This is a genomic window from Moraxella sp. CTOTU47724 (assembly GCF_032014955.1).
GTDB lineage: Bacteria > Pseudomonadota > Gammaproteobacteria > Pseudomonadales > Moraxellaceae > Faucicola > Faucicola tetraodonis.
This window is the reverse complement of sequence record NZ_DALZSV010000037.1, coordinates 1-22,158: the sequence shown is the minus strand read 5'-3', so window position 1 is coordinate 22,158 and position 22,158 is coordinate 1. Positions and strand designations below refer to the sequence as shown.

14 protein-coding genes and 1 pseudogene are annotated in these 22,158 nt (G+C 45.1%); 9 read left to right on the top strand and 6 right to left on the bottom strand.

The window, feature by feature from the left end; translation table 11 throughout:
- Positions 1–161: 161 nt before the first annotated feature.
- Complete coding sequence (locus RTR63_RS08270; protein WP_312523660.1) at positions 162–3,344, bottom strand: efflux RND transporter permease subunit; 3,183 nt, start codon at positions 3,342–3,344, stop codon at positions 162–164.
- A gap of 64 nt (positions 3,345–3,408) precedes the next feature.
- Positions 3,409–4,629, bottom strand: coding sequence for an efflux RND transporter periplasmic adaptor subunit (locus RTR63_RS08265; RefSeq protein ID WP_312523659.1), 1,221 nt, complete (start codon positions 4,627–4,629; stop codon positions 3,409–3,411).
- A gap of 490 nt (positions 4,630–5,119) precedes the next feature.
- Here RTR63_RS08265 and pilG point away from each other — a divergent pair, with 490 nt between their 5' ends.
- The 9 genes and pseudogenes from pilG to RTR63_RS08220 all read left to right on the top strand — a co-directional run bounded on the left by pilG (position 5,120) and on the right by RTR63_RS08220 (position 18,350).
- Complete coding sequence (pilG, locus tag RTR63_RS08260) at positions 5,120–5,506, top strand: twitching motility response regulator PilG (RefSeq protein ID WP_159768556.1); 387 nt, start codon at positions 5,120–5,122, stop codon at positions 5,504–5,506.
- 234 nt (positions 5,507–5,740) lie between these two features.
- Positions 5,741–6,103 (top strand): response regulator, encoded by a 363-nt coding sequence (locus RTR63_RS08255; RefSeq protein ID WP_036592735.1) that lies wholly within the window; start codon positions 5,741–5,743, stop codon positions 6,101–6,103.
- A gap of 5 nt (positions 6,104–6,108) precedes the next feature.
- Complete coding sequence (locus RTR63_RS08250; RefSeq protein ID WP_312523658.1) at positions 6,109–6,645, top strand: chemotaxis protein CheW; 537 nt, start codon at positions 6,109–6,111, stop codon at positions 6,643–6,645.
- Positions 6,646–7,067: 422 nt separating this feature from the next.
- Positions 7,068–8,099 (top strand): annotated as a pseudogene (locus tag RTR63_RS08245) (methyl-accepting chemotaxis protein); the annotation flags it as partial.
- 243 nt (positions 8,100–8,342) lie between these two features.
- The gene (locus RTR63_RS08240; RefSeq protein WP_312383731.1) at positions 8,343–9,206 is read left to right on the top strand and encodes a CheR family methyltransferase; all 864 of its coding nucleotides are present in this window, start codon (positions 8,343–8,345) and stop codon (positions 9,204–9,206) included.
- Between the two features lie 171 nt (positions 9,207–9,377).
- Entirely contained in the window at positions 9,378–16,088 is a 6,711-nt protein-coding gene (locus RTR63_RS08235) for an Hpt domain-containing protein (RefSeq protein ID WP_312523657.1), read from the top strand.
- 28 nt (positions 16,089–16,116) lie between these two features.
- Complete coding sequence (locus RTR63_RS08230) at positions 16,117–17,067, top strand: chemotaxis protein CheB (RefSeq protein ID WP_312523656.1); 951 nt, start codon at positions 16,117–16,119, stop codon at positions 17,065–17,067.
- A gap of 57 nt (positions 17,068–17,124) precedes the next feature.
- On the top strand, positions 17,125–17,688 hold the full coding sequence (locus tag RTR63_RS08225; protein ID WP_312383736.1) for a hypothetical protein: 564 nt from the start codon (positions 17,125–17,127) through the stop codon (positions 17,686–17,688).
- A 104-nt stretch (positions 17,689–17,792) separates the two neighbouring features.
- The gene (locus tag RTR63_RS08220; RefSeq protein ID WP_101964012.1) at positions 17,793–18,350 is read left to right on the top strand and encodes a cytochrome b; all 558 of its coding nucleotides are present in this window, start codon (positions 17,793–17,795) and stop codon (positions 18,348–18,350) included.
- A 103-nt stretch (positions 18,351–18,453) separates the two neighbouring features.
- Here RTR63_RS08220 and minE read toward each other — a convergent pair whose 3' ends face one another.
- From minE to RTR63_RS08200, 4 genes are all read right to left on the bottom strand, one after another.
- A complete protein-coding gene (minE, locus tag RTR63_RS08215) occupies positions 18,454–18,729 on the bottom strand; it encodes a cell division topological specificity factor MinE (RefSeq protein WP_007115412.1) in 276 nt (91 codons plus the stop codon).
- Between the two features lie 3 nt (positions 18,730–18,732).
- Positions 18,733–19,545, bottom strand: a complete 813-nt coding sequence (gene minD / locus RTR63_RS08210; protein WP_036592750.1) for a septum site-determining protein MinD — start codon at positions 19,543–19,545, stop codon at positions 18,733–18,735.
- A gap of 255 nt (positions 19,546–19,800) precedes the next feature.
- Complete coding sequence (gene minC, locus RTR63_RS08205) at positions 19,801–20,802, bottom strand: septum site-determining protein MinC (protein WP_312523655.1); 1,002 nt, start codon at positions 20,800–20,802, stop codon at positions 19,801–19,803.
- A gap of 181 nt (positions 20,803–20,983) precedes the next feature.
- Complete coding sequence (locus RTR63_RS08200; protein ID WP_312523654.1) at positions 20,984–22,045, bottom strand: hypothetical protein; 1,062 nt, start codon at positions 22,043–22,045, stop codon at positions 20,984–20,986.
- Positions 22,046–22,158: the final 113 nt, after the last annotated feature.

Here is a 22,158-nt window from a genome sequence, read left to right as displayed (position 1 = left end):
CAATATGATAGTGTCTTACACAGATTTATAAAACTTCTTAGCTGCCAATCATACAGCTATCAATCACACAGCCCAATTAATGCATAGCCCAATTTAAAATTGTACTGGGCTACTCATTCTTAAGTTTCTTTACACTGTATAAAATTGTAATGAATTATTGCTTAAAGTGAGTCGTGGCGCTCTATTGCAAGGGTTTTTGCTTCCTTTTTAGCAAATAACCGAAAAAACCGCTGTTTGCCATCATCTAAATAGGTATAAATCACCGGCACCACAATCAAGGTCAATAAAGTTGAAGTAATCACCCCGCCAATAATAGCGTGTGCCATCGGTGCTTGCTGCTCCGACCCTTCACCGATGCCCAGTGCCAGCGGTATCATCCCCATCACCATGGCAGCGGTAGTCATCAAAATGGGGCGCAGGCGCGTTTGACCCGCGAGCATAATAGCTTCATTACGACTCAAACCGTTTGACAAAGATTCTTTAATAAAATCAATGAGCAAAATCGCATTCTTACACACCAATCCCATCAGCATGATAATGCCGATGATAGAAAACATATTAAGACTAGAGCCAAATAAAAATAACGCAAAGAACACCCCAATCAGCGATAACGGCAGCGATGCCATAATCGCCACAGGGTATAAAAAGCTATTAAACTGTGACCCTAACAACATATAGATAAATACAATTGCCAGTCCAAGCGCGGTTGTTGCGTAGCCGATGGATTCTGCCATGTCCTTGTTAGAGCCTTGTACCGCAAAGCTGTAACCGGGCGGCAGTTTCATCTCGTTTTGGATTTTTGTGATATCCGCGCCGATATCACCTGCCGGTCTGCCGTCCGTGTTGGCTTGGACTACCACCTCACGAAACAGCGAACGCCGGTTGATTTGCGGTGCACCTAAGGTTTCACTAAAATTCGCCACTTGCGATAGCGGCACTAGCACTGGTTGACCATTTTGATCCGTACGGCTTGATGACAAGTACATGGATTGTAGTTGCGAGATGGTCTGGCGGTTGTCGTCATTTAAGCGCACGTTGACATCGATATTGTTGCCGTTGTCATCTTTAAAGGTGCTCACATTGTCACCGGCCAGCAGCGGGCGTAATGCTTGTCCGATTTGCCCAATCGAAAGACCGGCGTCATTTGCTGCTTCTCGGTTAATGGTGACATTGACCATTGATTTGGGCTGTTTAAGCGTGCTTTCCAAATCTACCAAGCCATTGACGTTTGAGAGTTTTTGCATAAACTCATTGGATAAACGTTGCAGCTCATTTAAATCATTGCCTTTGATGGATATCATAATCGGCTTAAGACCACCGCTGACCGCCATGGCAGCGGCTGCCACAGAGGTGACTTTAATGCCGCCTACCTGCTGCAATTGCTCACGCATGGCACGGTTTAAGGCATCTAGTCCGCGCGTGCGCTCATCTTTGGGTACTAACGATACATTCACTTGTACCCGATTGTTACCGCTATAGGACATCGCATTAACCGTGGCATAAGTATTGGTAACCTCAGGAAAACTTTGTAATACCGCGTTGACTTGTGCTGCTTTTTGCTGGGTATAGTCAATATTGGCGTTGACAGGCGTTTCAAATTTGACTTTGATTTCATTCATATCCGCTTGCGGGACAAATTCTTTGCCCACCAACCCCACGGCAAAAAATGCGGCAACCAGTGAGCCAATTGCAATAAGCACAGTTATCAAACGATGGCGTAAACTCCACGCAAGAATATGGCTGTATAGATTGGTCAACCGATCTAACAGGCGCTGAAAACCCGCTAATAGCCAAGCAATTGGTCGTTTGCGAAACGATACCCGCCCATTGAGTCGGTCATGTTGGTGCGCGGCATCTGGGTCTGGCCAAATCGAAGACAACATCGGGTCAAGCGTGAAGCTAACGAATAACGACAGCAACACAGCGGTGGAAACGGTCACACCAAACTGATAAAAAAAGCGTCCGATAATCCCGCCCATAAAAGCCACGGGTAAAAATACCGCCACAATCACCAGCGTCGTCGCTAGCACGGCAAGCCCGATTTCTTGGGTGCCATCAAGCGCCGCTTGGCGGTGATGTTTGCCCATACCCACATGGCGCACAATATTTTCCCGCACCACAATCGCATCATCAATCAGCAGTCCGATACATAATGCCAGCGCCAGTAGGGTCATCATGTTGATGGAAAAACCAAACGTCCAAATCGCCGCTAAAGTACCGAGCAGCGAAATGGGTAGCGTCAATCCTGTGATAATGGTCGAACGCCACGACCCTAAGAACAACCAAACAATAAACACCGCCAATATCGCTCCTTCAATCAAGGTGCGCACCACATTATTTAACGAGCCGCGAATACTTTTTGAGCTATCAGCCACCACCGTCATGGTGACACCTGGGGGTAGGGTCGATTGGATTTCTGCCAGACGCTGCTGGGTTTTATCAACCACATCAATCACATTGGCATCCGACATTTTGATAATATCCATTGCCACCGCAGGTTGACCATTTTGTAGCGACGCTGACTCAGCCTCGGCTTGTCCATCAACGACTTGGGCAACTTGCGATAAATACACAGGCACGGTAGCACCCGTGCTTGAACGATTTTGGGCGACAATGATTTGGTTAAACTCATTGGGTGTTTTGACCAACCCGTTAACTTGAATCACCATTTCTTGATTTTGATTATTGATAGTACCAACAGGTAATTCGACGTTTTCTGAGCGTAGCGCATTGCTAATTTGATTGACTGAGACTTTATAGGCATTCATTTGGGTGGGATTGAGTAGCACACGGATTTGACGCTGACGACCCCCCAAGATATCGACACGACCCACCCCTGTGACTGTTTGTAGCTGTTTTTTGACCGTGTTGTCTAAATAAGTGGATAATTCCCGAAGCGACATTTTGTCAGAGCGAAACGTGACAGACACTACAGGTGCGTCGGCAGGATTGTACTGCGCAACGATAGGCGTGGTGACTTCATCCCGAAAGGTGGGGGTCACCAGTGCCAATTTATCACGCACGTTTTGCGCGGCAACATCGGATGGGATATTTAAATCAAACTGCACGATGACTTGTGACAGGCCTTGTTGGGTGACGGAGGTCACTTCTTTGACACCGGCGATGGTATTGACTTGGTCTTCAATTTTTTTGGTAATGTCGGTCTCGATGACTTCAGGCGAAGCACCACTATAAACGGTATTGACCACCACAAAAGGGAATTCAATATTAGGAAATTCCTCAACTTTCATGCGAAATGTTGCCAGTAATCCAATGACCATCAGCGCGAGCATGATCATGGCGGCAAACACAGGATTGTTGATACTGACGCGGGTAAGCCACATAGCAAATTCCTAATACTAAAATTTTTAACAATATAAAATGATTGAATGAAACACTATCAGTAAGCTATTTGAGCACGACTTTTTTACCCACATCATTGGCATTGAGATTTGCCACAATCACTGTGGTGTTAGGCTCGATGCCAGCAATTAAATACTGACTGGTATCGTCAAGGTGTTTGAGTACCTTAATAGGCTGTTTGGTAATCACATTGTCTTTACTCACCACCAAAATCGTGCCAGCTTCTAAGGTTGGACTTGTGGCGGATTGGTCACTGGAGTTATTGGCTGCGCCTTTTGCTCCAGATTCGAGCATTACCGCTGACATCGGCACCAATACCCCAACTTGTGCAACCCCATAATTAAGCTTGCCCGTGGCATACATGCCCGGGCGAAGTCCACGATTACGCTGAGAAGGCTTAACCGCGATATAAATGGTCAGCTGGCGAGTGGCGGCATCGACTTGGGGTGAAATGCGGCTAATTTGTCCGATGTACTGATTGGTTTGATTACTAATAGTAAAAGGCACTTGTTGACCAAGTTGTAGCTGTGTTTGTGCTTCGCTAGGGACATTGGCGGCAAACTCAAGTTTATTGGGGTCAATGATTTCCATCAAGGCTTGGTTTTGCGTGACTACCTGTCCGACATTGACGCTGCGACTGCTGACAATCCCAGTGGTAGGCGCATAAATCGTGGTATCACCAAACATTTTTTGTGCGCTACTTAATTGGGCTTGTTTGGCTTTGATGGCTTCACGCTGGGCAATACTATCTGCCACACTACGCTCATACTCTATTTGTGAGACAAAGCCTTGCTCGAGCAAAATTTTATTACGCTCAGCAAGTTTATTGGCGACGATTGCTTGTGCTTGGGCGGCTGCAACATCGGCTTGCGCTTGAGCGAGTTGGTTTTTACTATCACTGATATCAAGTCGTACCAGTGGCTCACCTTTTGCCACTGTTTTACCCACATCAGCGAGCACTTGCTGCACTTGCGCATTCAAGGTTGATTGCACCACTGTGTGGTCTGAAGGCTGGAGCGTCCCTGTCACGGTGACACTCGGTTCAAAACGGTCTGCTTTGGCGGTGATAACATCAGCGGCTAATAGCTGAATCTCGTTGTTGGCGATTTGCGTGGTGGCTGACGCGGTGTTGACTTGAGTGTTTTGGGTTGACAACGGGCTTTTGCTATCGTTTTGCTGTTTTTGGCAGCCACTCAAACTCATAACAGTGGTAGCCACAGCTAGGCTTAATGGTACAACTTTGGTGATAAACTTCGATGTTATCATGAACGAGACGTCCTCAGCGCAAACAATCAACTTAAAAAAATATAAAATGATGTAGAAATAACCAGTACAATGCGTTTTTCTAAGCTTATTTCAACATGTTTCTATCATCAGGTAATACCTGTATATTACCATGGCTCTATGGGCAATCTACCAAAGCAGTCACCAGATCAAACTCGAATGGTCATCAGGATGTTAAAAATGAACGATAAGTGCATCGATTTAAGCATACTTTGTAGCAAAAAAGTATGGTAGTATTTTAACAATAATCACCATACAGTTGGTTTTTAACTATCCGTCTGAAATATTTGTTATATCTTATAAAAATTATTTACAATAGCTTCGTTTGATTGTCAAATATTGTACCAGTGACTTTTGAGCGTTGATGGCATCATTTAATACCTGCCCCAACGCCTATAACTTAAAGTTTTGAGCAATCGCTATAGGACAGTGGGTAGCAAAATCATAGCGAAACAACCATTAGGAAAATATTATGGATGCAAATTTTGAAGGCCTAAAAGTCATGATTATTGACGATTCAAAAACCATTCGTCGTACCGCAGAGACGTTACTTGCAAAGGCAGGCTGTGACGTGATTACGGCTGTTGATGGCTTTGACGCGTTAGCAAAAATTGCGGATACCAACCCAGATTTGATTTTTGTCGATATCATGATGCCACGCCTCGATGGTTATCAGACTTGCTCACTGATCAAAAACAACGCAGATTTTGCTGCCAAACCCGTGATTATGCTGTCATCAAAAGATGGCTTGTTTGATAAAGCGCGGGGTCGTATTGTCGGCTCAGATGAGTACTTGACCAAACCATTTAGTAAAGAAGAGCTATTTGACGCCATTGAACGTCATCGTCCTGCGTCTTAATACGCTGTGCTGAAGATTAACAACATGCCAGTACCACTGTTGTTAATACTTAAAGTTTACAATCACTAGCCACGACCAAACTAGAGATGACTAACATAAAAGCGCAGATTGCAACCTAGATGGGCATAGATTTGGGATGCGTGTTTAAAGTTGTGCTGTCATGAGTAAAGATACACAAAACAGCAAAATATAAAGCGATTAATATAATCAATCAGCAGGTAAAAAGGTAAGTCTATGGCCAAAATCTTAGTAGTTGATGATTCACCATCAGAAATGGCAAAATTTCGGGATATTTTGACCCGTCATCAGTACGAAGTCATTGAAGCCCATACAGGCGATGATGGGATTCAAAAAGCCAATGAGTTTTTCCCAGATGTGATTTTGATGGATGTGGTCATGCCAGAGATGAACGGCTTTCAAGCGACCCGCAAACTTACCCGTGACCCAAAAACCAGTCATATCCCTGTTGTTATCATCAGTACTAAAAATCAAGAAACTGACCGTGTATGGGGCAAGCGCCAAGGTGCCCGGGATTATCTAAGTAAGCCGATTACAGAAGAAGCATTAATCACTGTAATCCGTTCCGTGATGGAGTAGGTTTCGTGTCTTCAAATGGCTTTATTGAGCTTTTACGACTCGCTGACCGCGGTATCAAACGACAAAAAGGTGCTCACTTTGACCAAAAAACCCAGTGGTTAGGGGTTGCGTTTTCGCTCGGTGGCTACCACTTGGTAGCCCCACTCGGCGATGTGGCTGAGGTGCTATCTTTGCCTGCTTATACCTCAGTGCCTTTGTCAAAACCTTGGCTATTAGGGATTGCCAATGTGCGGGGACGGTTGTTACCGATTACCAATTTGTCGAACTTTTTAGGTTTACATCCACTAAGCTCAAATTACCAATCCGCCAATCAAAAGATTTTGGTAATTGATCAACCCAAGCTCTTTAGTGGCTTACAAGTCGATGAGATATTGGGTATCCAAACCTTTAGTCAAGGGCAATATCAGCCTATCGAAATGCCGAATGATTCACCGCTCGCTCAGTATACGCATGGTCGGTTTAAACAAAATGAGCAGATTTGGTATGTGTTTATGCCAAGCTTATTGGCGCAAGACACGCGTTATTTAGAAGCAGCGTTATAACCTAATTTTCTAACTCATTAAAATAATTGAGGGTTTACCATATCATGGATACTAAAACTTCGACCCTAAGTACCAATATCAACTCCCCTGTCGCGGTCGGGCCTGGCAACAGTAATTATCGTATGGATAGGGGACGCTCAACCAACTGGATTTTTTGGGCAAGTATCTGTGGTGGCGTGGCTGCGTTGGCGTTTATTTATCGACTTTACCAATTGCTGATTTTGGTGCGTCAAGATAATAGTGTTGCCAATAGTTTTTTGACGATTTGGTTGCCCTCTATTTTGATTGTATTAGGCGTCATTGGGGCGATTTACTTTTTGACTCGCCAGATTAATGCTAAAACCTATCGAGAGAAGGCAGAAGGTGAGCGTGAAACGCTGCGCCAACGTCATGAAATGGAAGTTGAATCTGAGCGTGCCCGTAAAATCCAAGAAGAAAACGAACGCAACCAAATGGCGATTTTGCGTTTGCTTGATGAGTTAGGCGATTTAGCGGAAGGTGACTTGACCGTGAACGCGACAGTCTCAGAAGACTTTACAGGGGCGATTGCAGACTCGGTCAACTTTGCGATTGACCAATTGCGTCAACTGGTTTCTGCGATTAACGTCACCGCAGAGCGGGTCGCGCGCGCATCTGACCAAACACAGGCAACGGCAGTTGAACTGGCTGAAGCCTCTGAAAGCCAAGCGCAAGAAATTGCAGGAGCTTCTGCAGCGATTAATGAGATGGCGGTGTCGATTGACCAAGTATCGTCAAATGCCGCCGAATCTGCTGCGGTTGCGGACCGTTCGGTTGCGATTGCCTATAACGGGGCAGAAGTGGTGCAACGTACTATTGATGGTATGAATACCATTCGTGACCAGATTCAAGAAACCTCAAAACGTATTAAGCGCCTCGGTGAATCATCGCAAGAGATTGGCGATATCGTTGGACTGATTAATGACATTGCTGACCAAACCAACATCCTTGCGTTGAATGCGGCGATTCAGGCATCGATGGCGGGTGAAGCAGGGCGTGGTTTTGCGGTTGTTGCTGACGAGGTTCAGCGCCTAGCAGAACGTTCAGCCACAGCGACCAAACAGATTGAAACACTGGTTAAAACCATTCAGGCAGATACGAACGAAGCGGTGATGTCGATGGAATCAACCACCGCAGAAGTTGTACGCGGTGCAAAACTTGCAAAAGACGCGGGTGAGGCGCTTGAAGAAGTACAAACTGTATCTAACAACTTGGCATCATTGATTCAGAGTATCTCGAATGCTGCGCGTCAGCAGGCAGCCTCGGCGGGTCATATTTCAAATACGATGAACGTCATTCAAGATATTACCTCGCAAACCACCTCAGGTACCATGGCAGCCGCTCGTTCAATCGGTCAGCTTAATGAAATGGCGGCGGCGCTTCAAGAATCAGTATCGGGCTTTAAATTGCCAGATGATGCTTTAGCAAGCGCTTAATGGCTAATGCTTAATTAGGCTTAGTAATCAACAGTTAGCTAAAAGTAAAGGGTGGTTTTTACCACCTTTCTTTTTATGACTGTTAGATGAATTATAAGTAGTAAACAAGGGTATGGGTGTTAGATGAGGAGTTGGACGCGGTTGTTTTAATCACTAATTGAGATTTTTTAATGCCAAGTCACGTACCGATAATAAGTTATTCACCGATAACAACTAGGCTAGAGGTAAGACTAAATAACTTTTATGCAACAATACCATCTATCTGAGCAAGCATTGTCACTGTGGCTCAACTATGTTGAACACCAAGTGGGTTTTATCCTACCAAAGTCTCAGAACAACTGGGTAAAAGGTATCATTGAGCGGCATATGCGGCGCAATGCGCTTGACAGTACGGCGTTATTACAGACAATTGTGCAGAATACTACTATCTATCATCAGCTAATCGATGATATATTGATTCCTAGAACCCAGTTTTTTCGGCATTTACCTACTTTTGCATTTGCTGAAGCAGTTGCCAACGCATGGCATTTGCAGCCACAAAACCAACAACATAGTTTTACAGCGTGGAGTGTGGGGTGTTCGACAGGGCAGGAGGCAGTCACGATTACACTATGTCTAGAAAATGCCTTGGATGGGATGCAAGTTTATCAGGTGTTTGGCTCAGATTTTCACCAGCAATCATTGATTGATGCAACGCTTGGCAACTATGACAACGCGCAAAAACCGTTTATTCCTGCTCTGTATCATCACTATCTTAAAGACGTTGGTAGGGATAAATTTACGCTAATCCCTACAATAAAATCGCAATTGAAGTTTTTTAGCAAAAATTTAGTCGATGCTCAGCAATCGATTCCTCTAGAGGCAGGTCAATGCCAAATGATTGTCTGCAACAATGTGTTAATTTATTTTCGGCAATTTGAGCAGCGTGACATCGTGCGTTATTTAGCCCGTTATTTGGCGGATGATGGTGTTTTGTTATTAGGCGCAGGTGAAAGTCTGGTGTTTAGTGATCCAGATTTACAGCAAATTGCCGTACCGACAATCAATGGCTATTGCAAAACGGTTGCCCCAGATTGGCTCAAAGCAGTGGCAAATATTGAGCGCTAATCAGTGAAGTCAATATTGAAGGTTATAAAAGCTATCAACCTGAGTTGACGCCAGACAGCGGGTAAGTTATTTTAAGTGATATAAGAAATTAATAAACGACTGCGTTACAGCTAACTTAACATCGAGAAAAATCGTCATCGTTTTTGACAGTCGTTGTACTAGGAATATGGTATGAGTAAACAACGTAATTTGATCGCCTTAGACTGGTTGATGCCTGTTTTAAAAGACGTATTTGGTGAACTTAACCAGTTGCTACAACGACAGGACACGCAGCCAGCGTGGCAGTTAATCGGTCAACATTTGCACCAAATCACCGGTGCACTCGCGCTTGCCAACCAGCCAGCCTTATCAAAACTGGCAAAAACGCTTGATAAAACCACTATCGCCATTCAGCAAGAAACTTTATCCCCGCAGTATTTTAGTCAAATCAGCCATGCGGTGAGGTTGCTGCAATTTGATATTGAACAAGTACAAGCTAAACAGCAGATTCATACCGACTGGGTCAATGACCGAATCGCTTATTTTGAGCAATTGCTTGGCATAGCATCATCTTATGAGCCCATCCAAGCTGCCACAGACAATACTTTATTATTTTTAAGCCAATTACCCACGCCAGACATCAAACATTCATGGGACAGTGCCCAAGCCGATGAGTTACTTAAAATCTGGCGTTATACCAGTTTGCAACTACTACAAAACGCGACCAACGATAGCAAACATTTAGATGCACTGACCAAGGTTGCTGGCTATTTATCCCAGGCTGCCATCAATCCTGCTTGGCGTCAATTTTGGCAGTTGGTCGCAGTGTGGTGCAATAACCTAACCATCAATGACAAGCCTGCGCCAACCGCTTATGCTTCGCTATTAAACAGTCTGTCATTGGTGCTGACGCATGATTTGACTCTCACCCCTGATATTACCGTGTCTCGTCTGGCAGTTGATGTGTTATTAGCGCTCAATGCGTTAACCCACAAATCGCATGACGCTAAAGCCCTGTTATCAAGCTTGGATATCAATAGTGGTGACACGCTTGATAATCTATTTAGTCAAGTATTAGAAAAACTTGAAAAAATTATTTATCAAGTGCATGAGCCGCTCACCATTTTGCCGCTGCTAGAATCGGTCAAAAATAGTTTGGCAAATCGCGGTTGGGTGTTTTATGAAAACCAAATGGCGCAAATTATCGATGATGTGCGTTTGATGACGCAAGATACCTTTATGGCGTCATCACTGACTTGGCAGGTAGAACGCCAGCTGCAAGATTTTTATAGCCAGTTGTTGTCAACGGTTGAAACCCTTGATAGCCAAATTGGCTTACAGCATTTTGCCTATGCCAGCAATCCGCAAAATGAAGCAGTGCGGCAAACGCGCATGCATGTTGAAAATATCAAGCGGTCGTTTAATCAATATATCCAAACCCGTGACTTAAATAAGTTAACAGCCAATGAAGAATTGATTGCCACCATTCAAGTTTTTGGGGCATTAGGCTTAACACGTCCCAAAGAATTGGTCGAACAAATTCGCTTATTATTTAGCCGTATCCATAAAAATTCGGTACAGGTATTAAGCTGGGAAGCCAGTGATGCCATCGCCGACATGATTGCCCGCTTTGAGCTATTTTTGGATTATTTATCCAATCAGTCTGTCAATGAAGAATTTTTGGATGAAACCCAAACACAGCTTAACCGCGCCAATTTATTGCTTAATCGCTTAATCGAAACGCCATTAACCGCCGCTGAAGTGGTAGCACCCACCAAGCACTTTGGCAGAGATACGGTGATTTACGATGATGAAGGCGAACGTATTGCCAGTGATATTAAATCACTATCACAAGGGGTAGCTACTGCTGGAGAAGCGTCTATCACGCAAATACCTGCCACGCAAACGGCTGCCACGCAAACGCCTATGATGCAAATGCCTGGCGTGCAAGAATCGCAAGCGCTGGCGGTTGCAAGGCAAGCCCTCAAAGATGATGACTATAGTATGGATGAAGATATCCGAGACATTTTCATTGAAGAGGCGCAAGAAGTCCTCGCTGAGTTGGGTGAGCAAATTCCCGTATGGGAAGTGGATACCCGTGAATTAGTCGCGCTCAAAGATATCCGCCGAGGTTTTCATACCTTAAAAGGCTCAGGTCGTATGGTCGGCGCTCATCAAATTGGTGAGATGTGTTGGGCGGTAGAAAACATGCTCAACCGTGTGCTAGATGGCACTTTAGCGGTTAGTGATGCGTTAGTGGGCTTTATCAAAGATACCCATCGCAAACTGCCGACACTGGTTGAAGATTTTCAGCAGCAGCGGGCGCCAAGTATTGACCCTGCGGTTACGGTATTGCAAGCGACTAATCTATTACAGCAGCAGCCGATTAATACAGGTCTGTCAGAAACCAATGGCTTAAATAGCCTTGTACCAGTCAGTGCTAGTGTGGCTAAAGACAGTGATAATGTGGCTCAAGGCAATGAAGCTGCGAGCGACACTGCGCCATCAACCACAGGGGATATTTATGCCTTACCTGAAGTGGTGGCTCGCGAATATGAGCAGCTAACGACGATTACAGATGCAGTCAGCGATCCCGATATTCAAGAAATCTACATCGAAGAAGCCAATGAAGTGATTGAGACAATTGCACCGCTTAACCAAGCTTGGCAAGCTAAGCCCAATGATTTTGATACCTTAAAAGAAATCCGCCGAGGTTTTCATACCTTAAAAGGCTCAGGTCGCATGGTTGGCGCCAATCAGCTAGGCGAGCTTGCCTGGTCGATTGAGAACATGCTCAATCGCGTGCTTGACCATACCATAACAGTAGACGAGGGGGTTTTACGTCTAGTTGGTGATGTCATTGAGGCATTTGGCGGGCTCATCACGATTTTTGCCCAAAATCGTACAGATTATCCCGCAGTGATTCAATTATGGCAAGCCGTCGCTAATAGCTATGCCAAAAAACATGGCGACAGCTTTAGCTATCATCAAGCCTTATCCGCTTTCGCGGGACAGGCAGCAGCTTCGCCAAGTGCGTCACACTCAAGTGCGCCACACACTGATGCGGCGCTTTCGTCTACTAACGCCACCGCCCAAACTCAAGCGCCACAGAATGTCAGTGGCATTAGTGACATCAGTAGTGAAATGGATGTCGCTGATGACGTATTTATTGAAGAAGCAGACGAGTTATTGGTCGATATTGATAACTTTATTACCCACCATTTGGGTGAACCTGCAACGCATGTGCCTGATGCCATATTACGTGCATTCCATACCTTGCGTGGTGGCGCAGCGCTGATTGAACTCAACAATGTTTATCGCTTAAGCGCGGCGGTAGAAGAAGCACTGGGCGACTTATTACATAATGAAATGCCGCTTACTGCTAGCCAGTTATTGACCTTGCAAGAGGCCAAAGATCTACTGCAAACCTACATTGATGAGCATAAAATCCATCATGATGTGACGGTGGTGGAAGATAACACTGACATTGTTGCCGACTTGATTGAACGGCTAACAGATGCCAATACTGAATCTTATGAAAGCACAAAACTGACGGTCAAAGACTTGATGGCGCTTGGGATTGATGACTTACTAGATGCCGATCAGCAAGCACAGGCTAAGTTTGCTGGTGAGAGTGAACAAGTTATTGCTTATGCCGAGCAGCTTGAACAACAAGCCTCAAGGCTTGCGCAAGCGACTGAAGGTTTGAGTTATTTTATCATTCCAAGCACCTTACAGTTTGCCTATAAAAAACTCGCTGATTATCCGCAATTTGCCAAAAATGAAGACATTTATGATGCCTTAGTGGGCGTACACAATCAGCTCATCAATATGTTTGACGCCATTGCAGCAGGACTGCGCGTCAATATCAATGAAGAGGCGATTGAAAGCTTAAGAAAATTATTGGCAAAAAGTCAGTACCAAGCTGAGATGGATGCTATCGAGTACCAGACAATCGCTACCGACGATGAACTGTTGCAGATTTTCTTGGATGAAGTGCAAACCATTCAGCCCGATATGCAAAATTACTACAACCAATGGCTCAATAACCTTAGCAATTTAGCGGTGGTCAAAGAACTAGCTAATTATATGCACATTTTAAAAGGGGGTGCAGAGCTAATCGGGGTATCGAGTATTGTCGAGATGGCGCTACGTGGTGAGCAAGTGTATGACGCCATTGACAAAGGTATTTTACCTAGTGATACCGATACCGCTTCATTGCTACAAAAACTGCATGAAACCATTGCCTCACAGCTCAAGCAAGTTCGACAATTTAGTCGCTCTTTTGAAGCCACAGATTTTGCCCGCCAAATCGATGAGGTCATCGCCGGCACAGTACAAAGTCGGGACTTGGTATTTGCGGTGCCACTGATTGTTGAAGCCAATCCTGAAGAGTCGATAGAGCAAAAACAACCTGCCAAAGAGGGTGATAGCGCACTTGCGAAAAATGATCCACTCTACATCGAAGAAATTATTAACAACTTTGAAGAGCGTCGTTTAGAGACTTGGAAAGGTCAAGAGCCTGACGAAGATATCTTAAAAGTGTATCTTGAAGAAGCCAAAGAGCTGATTGATAGCAGCAGCCTGCATTTACAAGAGTTCCGTAGTAATAACAGTGATCTTGCAGCATTACAAGCCTTGCAACGTGAATTGCACACCATCAAAGGTGGCGCAAGAATGGTCGGTGCAGAAGGGATTGCTACATTAGCGCACGAAATGGAAACCATCTACGAAGAGCTAGGCAGCCGCCGCAAACCTGCCACTCGGATGATTGGTAACCTATTGGCGGTGTGTCATGACTGGTTAGCAAGTGCGATTTATGTATTAGAAAATAAATTTAACCCACAAACGCCGGTGGCGTTGGTTGCAGCGCTGCAACAATTCTCGCGAAAGCCTGATAGCTTAAAAGAAATCCCCAATGTTAACCTCACCAGCCAAATTGAACAAATTGATATCTATCGCAGTAGTCTCGGGCAAGACACGTTAGAAGTCAAACAGCGCGACCTAAGCGTCATGCCGCTGATGACGGGTAACTTTGAATCTGAGCAAGATCAATCGAGCCTTAATGCTGAGACGCTTAGGATTTCTGCAAGTACCATGGAGCGTATGATTAACCTATCAGGTGAGTCCGCGATCAACCGCTCACGAATTGAGATGGGTATATCGAGTCTATCAAACAATATCGAAGAGATGGGCGCAACCGTACAGCGTCTAGCAGATCAGCTACGCCGTATGGAAACTGAGCTTGAGATTCAAATTTTGTCACAAATTGGTGATGAACATGCGTTAGAAAATGACTTTGACCCGTTAGAGATGGACCAATATTCAGCGCTCAACCAACTGTCAAAATCGCTCTCGGAATCGGCATCGGACTTGTTAGACATCAAAACCACCATGCTCGATAAAACCCGTGAAACCGAAAACTTGCTACTGCAGTTATCACGCACCCAGTCCGATTTGCAAGAAGGGTTGATGGACTCACGTACTGTGCCATTCTCGCGTATCACGCCACGTCTGCAACGGGTCGTCCGTCAAACAGCCACCGAGCTTGGCAAGTCTGTTGAACTGCGAATCCTAAACGATGAAGGTGAAATTGACCGTAATATCCTTGAGCGTATTACCTCACCGCTTGAGCATATGCTACGTAACGCCGTTGACCATGGTATCGAAAAATCGCAAGAACGTATTGAAAGTGGTAAATCAAGAACAGGCTTAATCACGCTTGAAGTGCTGCGTGAAGGCGGTGAAATCGTTATCAACTTAATCGATGATGGGCGCGGTATTAATGTGAATGCGGTACGCCAAAAAGCGATTGAGCAAGGCTTGATTTCTGCCAAAGATAGCAGTCTAAAAACACTTGATATCATGCAGTATATCTTTAACGCGGGTCTGTCCACCGCCAAATCCGTATCACAAATCTCAGGCCGTGGGGTAGGTATGGATGTGGTACAAAGTGAGGTCAAACAGCTAGGTGGTGTAGTCACTGTCGACTCTGAGCCTGGCAGAGGCTCACGCTTTACCATGCGTTTACCATTGACGGTTGCGGTGTCTGATGCCTTGATGGTTAGGGCAGGCGATAAATACTTTGCTGTACCATTGGTGCAAATTGAACGTGTGATGCGGGTCAATGTCGATGCGATTGCTAATTTTTATACCACGAATGCCGATAGCATCAATATCGATGGACAAGCCTATCGTCTGCGCTATCTCAATCAGATTTTGTACGGTAGCGACCCGGTGGATGCACTAGCGCACCAGTCAAGCAGCGTACCCGTGATTATTATTCGTACTGACTTAGGTCAGCGCATGGCGCTGCAAGTGGATATGATTGCAGGCTCTCGTATTGAAGTGGTCGTCAAACCACTCGGTCGTCAGCTCTCACATATCGATGGAATTTCGGCTGCTACCATCATGGGGGATGGTTCGGTCATGCTCATTCTTGACTTGGTGGCATTGATGCGTAATGTCAGCAATATCGCCAAAGTCGAGCAGCAAAAAGCCAATAAGTCGGTCAAACAAGCGCACAAACCCGTGGTACTAATTGTGGATGACTCAGTAACCGTACGTAAAGTCACCTCGCGCCTACTGGAGCGTAACGGCTATGATGCCCAAGTGGCAACGGATGGTATTGATGCGCTAGAAAAACTGCAAGAAATGCTACCGGAAGTCATTGTATTGGATATTGAGATGCCACGTATGGACGGCTTTGAAGTCGCCAACCATATTCGCCATAACCCACGACTTAAGCATATCCCTATCGTCATGATTACATCGCGTACCGGTGAAAAACACCGTGAACGGGCGTTTGGTATCGGGGTAAATGAATACATGGGTAAACCATTCCAAGAACAAATGCTGTTAGACACGTTAGCGCGCTTTACCCAACAAGCAAAAACTGACTAAGCCGACCATGTAAAGGATACAATCATTCATGCTGTCAAAGCACTCACCGCTGCGATTTTTTATCGTTGCTGAGGAAAATCAGCAACGGCTTGCCTTTAGCGATACTATTCGTTCATGGGGATTTGAAATCGTGGAATGCTTGGTAGCGTCACAGCTGACCGAAAAACATTTTCAGCAAAAAGTGGATGTATGGCTAGTCGATACCCAAGATGATTACGCAGTCATTCAAAATGTTGAAAAACAGCTGAATGTCAATTTGACTAAGATTGTATTACTGGGCTTTGTCACGGCACCTTATATCAATGAAAGTCTGTTATATGCCAAATGGCAACGCCAACTCAAGCGAAAAATCGCTATAATGCTAGAACGTAGCGATTTGCTAGCGCACTATGAGGCTGCCAAGCGTGAAATCAAACCGTGGAAATATGTGGTATTGCTCGCAGCATCAATGGGCGGACCGCTCGCCATTAAGGAATTTTTAGATAATTTGCCCGAAGATTTGCCAGTATCGCTGTTACTAGCGCAGCACTTCAACCAAAATATGCTCAACACCTTGCCAAGAATTTTAAATCGTCACAACGAGTGGCGCTGTGACATAGTGACCAATACCCAAAAATTATTGTCAGGGCGTTGTTTGATTTTACCGATTGACCACAGCGTGGTGTGTGATTCCAATGGACGGGTAATTTTGCAGCGCAAACCTTGGCAAGGCAGTTACAAACCCCCAATCAGTGAGGTCATGCGTAATTGCAGCGAAGCGTTTGGCAACAACTTAATCACTATCGTGTTCTCCGGTATGGGCAATGATGGTAGTGATGCGGCAGCGACGGTCAAAAAAAATGGCAGTATTATTTGGGCACAAACCCCTGATAGCAGCACCTGCGCCAGTCAGCCACAAAGCATGATTGAAAGCAATCAAGTTACTTTTGTTGGCACCCCTAAGCAGTTAGCTGAGCAGCTAATCGCCTTGTGTGGCTAATGCTATAGGCTGGTAGCGACCGCTAAATTTCTTATTAATCACTAAAATGAGCAAGCCATGGCAAACGAGTTAAACCGTTACTTTAAGCAAGATGAAGATGTAGGCGTCCTAAGTATCACCACAGGTCAATTAACCATTGCTCGAATTCCTTCTAGCAGTTCGCCTGACTGGATTGTGCCGCAAGCCTTGATTTTGAGCATTGATAACTATGATGAGCGCATTTGGAATTATATTTGGCGCGGTCAAGAAGTGTCAGTGTATCACTTGTTGCCAAAAGATGAGCAGCCCACCCACTTAGTGGTGTTAGAAAGCGTCACCGATATTCATCGTCTTGCCTTGCAAATTCACGGCGAAGTGACTTTCCATTCTGTGCGTATTGCTGATCTCAAAGACGCTGATGACGCCACTTACCAAGCTGAATTAGCGACTAACTATCCTGACTTATTAACCGCCTTAAACGCGCCAGATGATGAGGTCGTTGAGAGTTCACGTGCACCGAATTTGGCAGACTACAGCCTACAGCACGCCTATATTTTTCAGCCAGTCATGTTGGCAGGTGAGCTATGTGTAGTGCCAGATTTGGACAAGCTCTCGCATTTCTTGGTGGATTTAGATAGTTAGACCCAGTCCGCTTTTGTGCTATTTTGCCAACAGTCTGTTACTTTTATTTTGCCCAAACATTGCTAGAATAACCCAAAACAAATCATGATAAGGTAAAATTCATTATGGCATTATTTCCTGCAAATGAAGCGCCACAGCCGATTGCCCCACACGGTATCAACAAATGGTCGCTATCGTCACGTATTTTCCATTGGATTAGCGTGGTATTGTTGATTGCAACTTGGGCAATGATTGAGCTGAATGAAGATGCAACTGACTTTACCTATTTTGATTTGCATAAAGCGTTTGGACTCAGTGTGTTATTTTGGACAGTAGGGCGTATTATCAACCGTTTTGTTACCAAAGCACCTGCCGATGTGCCGATGCCAAAATGGCAAAATAAACTATCGCATTTAACCCATTTAGCACTGTACTTGATTTTACTTGCCATGCCTTTAGCGGGCTGGTTGTCTGTCATGTTTGATGGGGAAGGGGTGAGTATGTTTGGGCTATTTGATATCCCAGCCTTTGTCAGTGAAAACAGTGATTTGTCAGGCACGTTGGAAAAAATTCATAAAAATCTGTTGTGGACGTTGCTGCTGGTGTTCACGGCTTTGCATATCATCGGCGCGCTGTATCACCAATTTATCCAAAAAGACCATTTGATTCGCCGTATGCGCTAAGTTAGCTGATAGTATAAAAAAGCCCATGTATGATGGGCTTTTTAGTAACAATTTTTTAAAAGCAAGCTAGATTAAAAACAATCTAGATTAAGCGCAATATGAATTATTGGCGTGTACTATCAGGCAAGCTGATATTCATCTCCAATACTTCCATGTTCGCTTCATTGTGATGTTGAATATTGACGTCATCAATGTTGACACCTGACACGTAGGTATTGACCACGGCCAAAATCTCACGTTTCATTTTTTCGATACGCTCTGGGGTTAACCGATTGTGCAAGCGGTTTTCGCTGGCAACGATGACCTTTAGGCGCTCTGCGGCAGTATTGGCACTGTTTGACTTTTGCTCACCGCCAAATAAATTACTCCAAAATCCCATAGCCTAACCTCCAAACCAGCGTTGTAGGAAGCTTTTCTTCTTCACCTCGATATGGCGATAGGGACGTTCTTCCCCCAAGAAACGAGCGACCATGTCATCATAAGTTTGACCGGCTTTTGAATTTTGATCTAGCACCACAGGGACACCTTGGTTTGATGCCTCAAGTACGCTATTGCTTTCAGGAATCACGCCAAGTAGTGGCACTTTTAGGATGTCATTAGAGATACTGTTGATGTCCATCATCTCACCGCGCTCCGCACGCTCAGCGTTGTAGCGGTTGATGACCAAGTGCTCACGTACCACACCTGTACCTTCTTCAACTTTTTTGGTACGGCTTTGCAAAATACCGATGATACGGTCTGAGTCACGCACCGATGAGATTTCTGGGTTGGTCACGATGATGGCTTCATCAGCATGGTACATAGCAAGCTGAGCACCACGCTCGATACCGGCGGGCGAGTCACACACGATGTAGTCAAATTGTTTGGCTAACTCATTAATGACTTCGGCGACTCCTTCATCTGTCAAGGCATCTTTGTCGCGGGTTTGGCTGGCAGGTAAGATAAACAAATTATTGAGCTGTTTGTCTTTTACCAAAGCTTGTGACAGGCGCGCGTTCCCTGAGATAACATCAACAAAGTCATACACGATGCGGTTTTCACAGCCCATAATGAGGTCAAGATTTCTAAGACCCACGTCAAAGTCAATCACTACAGTTTTAAAGCCGCGAAGGGCTAGACCTGTAGCGAAAGAGGCGCTAGTGGTGGTTTTGCCTACCCCGCCTTTTCCTGAGGTTACAACAACGATTTTTGCCACTTTGGCATACTCCTATTCATAGCACGGTGTCAGTGAGGCTGTATTGGTTAATCATCAAGCCATACACACATTCACGCTAAACTGGTTTGAAAAATATGGATATAAATTAACGTAAATCGTTAAAAGTTAAGGCTTAAATTTTAGTTAGCCCAAATTTGGTTAATTGGACTAGTTTAGCATAAAAAACTTTTCGAAGTTAATCGAGAGATTGGCGATTTTTGCATAGATTATGGTATAGGTTTGTTTGGGTGACTATCATTCCATCAATTCAAACACCAACCCTTGACCATCAAGGTAGCTGACTTGTACCGCTTTATCCAAATACTCAATGGGAATATTTTCTTTTAGGCAATAAGTGCCCGCAACTGACACCAGTGACGGGTTAAAACGTAAACAGAATATTTTAGCGTTGGTGTCGCCCGTCGCCCCTGCGACCAATCGCCCTTCGGCTTTGCCATACACGTGTAAGCTATAATCGGTAATCGCTTCCGCGCCGGCATTGATGCCTTTGGTCAAAATCACGTCACCGCCTACATGATTGATACTTTGACCGGAGCGCAGCATTTGAGTATGCACCAAATCGCCTTCAGGCTGCGATTGGTGATGCGGTGAGGCGACAAATTTTTCAGGTGCAGCTGCGGTCTCATTGATTGTGGTCTCATTGCTTGCGGTATTATTGGCTGCGATATCATTAGCGGTTTGATTTTGTCGCTCAGTCACTTGACTGTCGGATGCGGGTGATTGGTTAGGGGGCTGCGCCACGTGTTGAGACGATGGGTTGCTTTTTGTGCTATCTGGCTTGCGCTCACTGCCCGTCGCCACATTTTTTGCTGCTTTACCGTCAATGCGCTGCCCATCCGCTGGAAAAATGGCAATGCGAAGCTCATTGGCTTGGGCGTCATTGGCGCCTGTCACCAACCCAATCGGCTGTAACCCTAGCGCCCATAAGCCGCCCCAAAGCTGGGCTAAATTTAATGGCTGTTGACAGCTGACAATCACCGGTAAGTTGGACTGGCGTTGACGACCTAGCTTTTGTGCAATCTTTGTCAAAATTACTTTGATATCATTGCCTTCAATATTTAGGCGGGTAAAGTTGAGGAGTCTACCCGTAAGTTTCACGCTAGTGGCTACAGGGTCGGTGGGTAATGGGTTGGCTGGCTGCTGACTTTGCGGTGCATCCTGCTCGGATACGTTAAGGCTTTGTAAGTTTTGTGATGAACTATCTTGGGTCAAATCAAGGGCAGCGGGCTGTGTCATGAAAAACCTTTTTATAATAACTTTTTATACATCAAAATCGATTCATACCGCATATTAGCAAGTATTATTTAAAACAACAACCATTCACCGCGCTATTTATTGTTTGGCAACCAAAGCCGTAATAGGGCGATAAAAAAAGGGTTGCACAGTCGTTAGCTGCCAGCCAAACTCGTGGATTGAATCAGCGTATTTGGTGCTTCCATTGTTGAATACGAACTTGGTTGGCAAGTGACGTCAAACTATCATCAATAATATCGCTAACTAATTTTTCTAGCGCAGGGCTAGTGACGTCAATTTGCACCAAGCTTTTGGCGATTTCTTCATATATCAGCGTGAGCGTTTGCGGTTTGGTAAGGTTGGTGGTCAAGCTTAAGGTTAGATTCTCCCCAATGTGTTGCCCGATGCTGTGCATTTGGTTTTCTATCAGACTACCGGCAATCGGTATCAATCGTAAGATGCGATGCAGCTCGGGCGTATCGGTCAGCGCTTGCTGAATGGCTAGGCCCACTTGTTCTGCCAAAGGTTTGGCAAAGATGGCAGGATGGGCGGGCGTGGATCGTAATAACGGTGTGGCTTCTTGCTGCAGCACTTCGACAATGACCTTTTGTATGTCATCCCGATGCTTGTCGATGATGTTTTTGACCAAATGCCCATCGGTGTTGCTTATTTCGGTGCGGATATTGTCAATCGCAGTTAAAATCACCCGATCAGAAATCTCTTCCATAATCATTTGATAATAAAATTTGATAGTGGCAAGCCAACTGGCGGGCAAAACTTTGTAGCCCAGTTCATGCAGACGATAACCAATCACGCCAACGCGCAGCAGTCGTAATGCGCGCAGCTGCGGTGCACAGCCCAACACCTCATACCAATGCACGAATGGAAAGAAAAACCAGCGGTAATAGCGTTTTTGGGCGATGGCAATCAACCAGCGAACCAAAAGCTCGGCTATCAAAAAGATGGTAAATAGACCCCCAGCTACTTTGATTGGCTCGTGCCATCCTTGCTGATAACTGATGATACTGTCAAAAAACCCTAGCCAACTTGCTATTTTTGCCATAAAACTACTTAGCATCAAAGTGTCAAACCCCATGAGCAGCAAGTCCAACACAATGGCAACCATCATGATGATATCGTAGGCTAACTGCCAACCACTGGGTTTGGCAGGGTGGGTAGTGAGCGGTTGGTTAATATTCGGGCTTGGCGTTGGGCTGGATTTTGGGTCTAAATTAGCAGTTGGCATAAAAAATTGCTCAAAATGGGGTCGATACCGCAAAAAATGTGAGTGAGGACAAGGCAGGTAAGTCATATATCGCATGGCTTACCTGAGATTTTAACTAGTAGTGTCACTAGTGA

Bases quoted from the DNA above. Each gene is read 5' to 3' on its own strand.
- RTR63_RS08270 (WP_312523660.1), bottom strand. From the start codon at position 3,344: ATGTGGCTTACCCGCGTCAGTATCAACAATCCTGTGTTTGCCGCCATG.
- RTR63_RS08265 (WP_312523659.1), bottom strand. From the start codon at position 4,629: ATGATAACATCGAAGTTTATCACCAAAGTTGTACCATTAAGCCTAGCT.
- pilG (WP_159768556.1), top strand. From the start codon at position 5,120: ATGGATGCAAATTTTGAAGGCCTAAAAGTCATGATTATTGACGATTCA.
- RTR63_RS08255 (WP_036592735.1), top strand. From the start codon at position 5,741: ATGGCCAAAATCTTAGTAGTTGATGATTCACCATCAGAAATGGCAAAA.
- RTR63_RS08240 (WP_312383731.1), top strand. From the start codon at position 8,343: ATGCAACAATACCATCTATCTGAGCAAGCATTGTCACTGTGGCTCAAC.
- RTR63_RS08235 (WP_312523657.1), top strand. From the start codon at position 9,378: ATGAGTAAACAACGTAATTTGATCGCCTTAGACTGGTTGATGCCTGTT.
- RTR63_RS08230 (WP_312523656.1), top strand. From the start codon at position 16,117: ATGCTGTCAAAGCACTCACCGCTGCGATTTTTTATCGTTGCTGAGGAA.
- RTR63_RS08225 (WP_312383736.1), top strand. From the start codon at position 17,125: ATGGCAAACGAGTTAAACCGTTACTTTAAGCAAGATGAAGATGTAGGC.
- RTR63_RS08220 (WP_101964012.1), top strand. From the start codon at position 17,793: ATGGCATTATTTCCTGCAAATGAAGCGCCACAGCCGATTGCCCCACAC.
- minE (WP_007115412.1), bottom strand. From the start codon at position 18,729: ATGGGATTTTGGAGTAATTTATTTGGCGGTGAGCAAAAGTCAAACAGT.
- minC (WP_312523655.1), bottom strand. From the start codon at position 20,802: ATGACACAGCCCGCTGCCCTTGATTTGACCCAAGATAGTTCATCACAA.
- RTR63_RS08200 (WP_312523654.1), bottom strand. From the start codon at position 22,045: ATGCCAACTGCTAATTTAGACCCAAAATCCAGCCCAACGCCAAGCCCG.